General features: G+C 37.4%; 4 protein-coding genes and 1 pseudogene. All 5 read right to left on the minus strand.

Features of this window, described 5'->3' with window-relative positions; translation table 11 throughout:
• Positions 1 to 508 (minus strand): ribosome-associated translation inhibitor RaiA (gene raiA, locus Q0296_RS01700; protein ID WP_298035904.1); only part of this gene is annotated, 508 nt, incomplete at its 3' end.
• A gap of 80 nt (positions 509 to 588) precedes the next feature.
• Positions 589 to 1,023: a type II secretion system protein gene (locus tag Q0296_RS01705; protein WP_298035906.1), complete on the minus strand. Its 435-nt coding sequence runs from the start codon at positions 1,021 to 1,023 to the stop codon at positions 589 to 591.
• Positions 1,023 to 2,027, minus strand: a complete 1,005-nt coding sequence (locus tag Q0296_RS01710; RefSeq protein WP_298035908.1) for a prepilin-type N-terminal cleavage/methylation domain-containing protein — start codon at positions 2,025 to 2,027, stop codon at positions 1,023 to 1,025. Before Q0296_RS01710 ends, Q0296_RS01705 begins: the two co-directional genes overlap by 1 nt.
• Entirely contained in the window at positions 2,024 to 2,665 is a 642-nt protein-coding gene (locus Q0296_RS01715) for a prepilin-type N-terminal cleavage/methylation domain-containing protein (protein ID WP_298035909.1), read from the minus strand. Before Q0296_RS01715 ends, Q0296_RS01710 begins: the two co-directional genes overlap by 4 nt.
• Positions 2,659 to 4,649, minus strand: a pseudogene (locus tag Q0296_RS01720) (hypothetical protein); the annotation flags it as partial. The pseudogene Q0296_RS01720 and the gene Q0296_RS01715, both read right to left, overlap by 7 nt.

Raw genomic sequence — 4,649 nt, forward strand, 5'->3', positions numbered from 1 at the left:
CGTCTGTTCTTTTGTAGATGACACGCATTTTAGCGTCAACGTCGTTAAAGACGTAAAATTGTTTATCGCTTGATTTTAGTTTATCAAGTGCCTCTTCGATCTCGAGAGGTTTGTAAATTTCAAGCTCCATAGGCACGATCTCTTCGACACCTTCGATCTTTTCTTCGCCTATTCTCGAGCGAAAATCTTTATCATCAGCCTTACCTTTTACGGTAAATTTCTTATCGTGCTCTCTTCTTAAAACTTTTGAAGCCTTTTCAACCGCAAGATCGATCGCTGCGTATAAGTCTTTATCTTTTTGACGGACGACTATCGTGTCTTTATGTGCCATATTTAGAGAAAATTCTGCGTTAAAACCTTTTTTGCCTTGTTTTTCGTCGGCTGCGACAACACATCTTGCTGAGATGATGTCGAGATTGTACTTGCCAAGCGTATCAAAGGCATCTTGGATATAGTTTTTGATCGGCTCTGTTAGCTCGAATTGTTTTCCTACAATGCTTATATTCATCGTAATCTCCTTTATAGAAAGTATGATGATTATAACACGCCAAAACTAAAAGCAAATTAAAGTAAAATATTTATAAAATTTTAAAGTTTTTGAAGCGTTCGTTTGTGGAAATTTATAGGATTGGTCGCTTTTCCTGGTTTTGAGCTCACAAATACGTCAAGCAGCACGGTGCCTTGGTTTAGCCCCGTAACAGCCACTGCATCACCGCTGCAAACTCCCATGTCGCCAAAGTATTTTACAAATACCTCGAAAGTAAATAGCTCCCCAAATTCGCCTTTTATAGGATTATTCTTATCGCCAATACAAACTGCCCCAGCTTTATAAAAATCATTACTGAGAACGGCTAGAACAGCATATTCGGTCGCCGCACGAGCCACAAGCTCGCTTTGCTCTCTTAGATAAATCTCGCTATTTTGCCTAACAGATGTAGTGGCGATCGAAAGGGCTAGCATACAAATAGAACTAGCGATCACCACAAAAAATATCGCCGCAATGAGCGTAAAGCCTCTTCTCATTAGTAGACCGCCTTTGACTTACAGATAGTTGTCTCTGCATTTTTGGCGCGCATGCAAAGCTTTAGCACGATAACACCGTTTTTTTCCGTAAAGACAAATCTCGTCACATTTTTAGCAAGTGTCGCTTTTTCACCAGTTTTATAGCCCTGCCCCATCCATGGCTTGTAGTTGTAGTATAAATTTAGATCAAAAACGCCGTTGTTTATGTCTGTTTGATCGTTGCTCTGCTCTGGCACTACGGCGTTTGCAGTGTAGGCTAGATGATACTGCTCTGAAATTTGTTTATTAGTAAAGCCTGAAATTTCTAGCGTGTCGCCGTCTATGCCAGTCGCACCGCCTTTTATACCAACTTTTGCAATGTCTAAATTTCCAGTCCCTTGATATCCAAATGAGCTTTGCACATCATAAAGAACATCAGAAAATATCGCCGCTACGCCACCATCTTTGTCTTTAAAGTCCACACAACCATTTCTGTTTGGGCGGTTGTAGTTTTTGTCCTCGTCCTCTTTGCAGGTCAGATCCTCTATCGTCTCAACAAGCGTGGTTGTAAATTTACTTCCAGGGCTTACGAGACCAGTTGCTGGCGAGCTTTTTACTAGATCTACATAGCCGCTATATCGTCCGGTGTAGGCTTTGCCATTTTTAGTAACTGTTATATTGTTTTCCACATCAAATTCAGTCACGTCGTTAAAAATTTCATAAGCATAAGGTATAAATTCTAAAATTTCATACCCATCTTTTAATTGAACCCTACTATCATTTAATGCACAAAAATCATTCTCTACCTTACTTTTTCTAGCGATCACACTTGGTTTTATGCGGTGCTCTAGCCTTTTTGAAATTTGCTCCAAAGCGATCTCGGTTTGCGTTTCAAGCTCGTTTATCGTTCTTGTTTGAAAGTAGTTTGTATAGATATTCATTATCGCGTTAAAGCTCATCATAGCGATGATACCAAGCACGACTATAACGACCACTAGCTCAAGAAGAGTAAAGGCTCTTTTCATTTCCACTCTTTTGTGTTTAGTGAGCCACTCTCACCTAGGTTAAATGCATAGGCTTTTAGCACAGATGTCGTGCTTGACTTGCCGCCATCTTTATAAGAGCTTGAAGTGACAATTATCTCTTTAACATCTTTATTTTTTAAGGCAAAATTTGGCTTAAAGTCACCACCACCTTCTTTTACGCTCACTTCATAGCTTGAGCCTACTATGTAGTCTCTGTTTTGGTTTGCAGTTTGTAAATTTTTATTTTTTGTGTCATAAAAATTTACTGACTTTACTGGGTTATATGGTGAGTTATCGGTAGATAGCTCTGACGAGTTTGTATAGGCAAATCCCCTATGCCCGTCACCGCCTATTTTATTGACTCTATAAAATTCATTTCTTGTATCGCCAGGTTCTAAGACGATAGGGTAAAAATAAGCTGAGCCTCCATCTTGCGTTACTTTTACTATTTTGTCACTAAATGGAGCTTTTAATATAAGCCCCATATATGTTTTGGCGTTCATTAGGCTCTCTTGTGTGACAGCCTTTTGGTTTAACTCAGATGTCGTTTTTAAAACGAGTGGTATTGAGATACTAACGACCGCTACAACGACTATCGAGAGTATGAGCTCAATGAGAGAAAAGCCTCTTTTTACCAAGAAATTCTCCTATTTGTGTTTTTACTTATATCTGTGAAATTTCCTTCAGCACCCAAGACAATTCCGACATCGCCACTATTTGAATTCTTACCAAGAGTCTTGCCAGCCCAGTCTCCGTCTGGCACAAGAAATCTCAAATTAAAGTCATTTGTCTTTGCATCTTTGTCAAATTCATTATATATGAGCCAGTCATCTGTATGCATCTTGGCCACGTCAGTTACCGCCCTTTTGTTTTTTACAAAAATATAGCTCACGCCATTGCTTAAAGCTCTCTCTTTACTATTGTCTCTAATGGTTTTATTTAAAAATTCATACTTACCAACATCCCCATAAGCAGAACTATGAAGAGGATTTATATACCATGAGTGCGTACCTGCAAACTCACTCCAACGCTCGCTTGAACCTATATTTTGTAGCATAAATTTACTCTCATCACAGCCATTGCAATATACTCCGTAGTAAATTTTAGCCTTAAAGCCGGTATTTGGCCCCTCGTAATAAGGTGCATAGACCCTGCCATAGTAAAATTTAGCTGATGTTTTGTTGGTTGGCTTTATATGGCCATTATTTTTATTTTCTTTGCTGTCAACCAAACTTACAAAAGTAAAAATGTCACTTGCAACTTCAAAAGGATTTTTTGCCATATTTTTCTCACGCTTGAAGTTAAATTTCAAGTTTACCCAGGCTGTACCATCTGTGCCAAATGCCTCTTTTTTGACCTGATAGGTTCCATCATGTGGTGATAAATTTACCTTTTTTACAAGCGCATTTGGGTCACTACTACCAAAAAACATTATCTCGCTATTTAGCTTCTCTACGCCAGCCTCATCGTTACTTAGTTTTGAACCATTGTTGTCCGTATACTCAGCTATAATCTCTCCAGCTTTTATCTTAAATGTAGTATTATTTGAGTAACAACCATTTTTATAAAGAAGTGCTGGATTGTCATCAAATAACCTTGCCTTTACTTTAAAATTTAAAGTAGGGGACCATGCGGTTTCTTCATTTGAGATATACGAAAAGTCGCTTGGTATGATTTTAAACTCGCTTACGTCAAGATCCTTTGGCGCAAATTTAAAATCTTTTTTGTCAAATTTTATGTTACATCCGACTCTACCTTCTGGGTCTTTTGTTGGGTCGTTCTCTGATGAATCCTTGACACAATCATATCCATGACTCGTGCTCTGATCCGTTCTAGTGTAGTTATTATCTATCACATTAAAAGTTGTGTCGCCTATATCAGAGTATGAAAAACCAACATCTCCACTTGATGTGTGACGTATAATTTTACCTATTGCTTTACTTTTGTTTGTAAAATGCACAATTAGCTTGTTATCATTATTTAAAAAACTGCGTTCGCAAGTAGCATTATTCTCAACTGTAAGGTTTGCATCTATAATATTTGTATAACCATCTGCTGTGCTACTATCATTTGGCTTTGGTTTCATGGCAGCAAGTGTGATGTTATTATAAATTTTCCCCCCTATCAAAGAAGTACTCGCGTCATCATCAAAAAGCATAAAATGGCTTGGTCTAACGGCAAAATCATCTAAATTTTCACATGCTGTGATTTTCTCTGGTGCTGCAGGGTCTGTTTTTTTCTTAGGGTTAGGGTGTGAAATCCTAAATTTAAGGCTTTTATATGCCATATCTACTTTTATAGATGGCAGTAAAAAATCACTATTTACATTAAATTCTATATTTTTTTCATATAAATTTGTCGAAGCACCGCAAGATTCAACTAATTCCACTTTTACATCTACCGGAGTGTCTGGTGCTCTTTTTTTGCCATCTTTTCCATAGTTTGTTATATAGACGTCAAATGGCTTGGTAACTATCTGGGTTAATAGTCTGTTTTTATATTTGTTTTTAAAATTTTCGCTGCCATCATCTTTTTTACTACTTGGGATAAAATTATTTGGTTCGGGTTCATTTACATATATACTATAACTATATGGTGTACATTTTTTTATAGAAGTATTAT

This window comes from uncultured Campylobacter sp., from assembly GCF_937890585.1.
Taxonomy (GTDB): Bacteria; Campylobacterota; Campylobacteria; order Campylobacterales; family Campylobacteraceae; genus Campylobacter_A.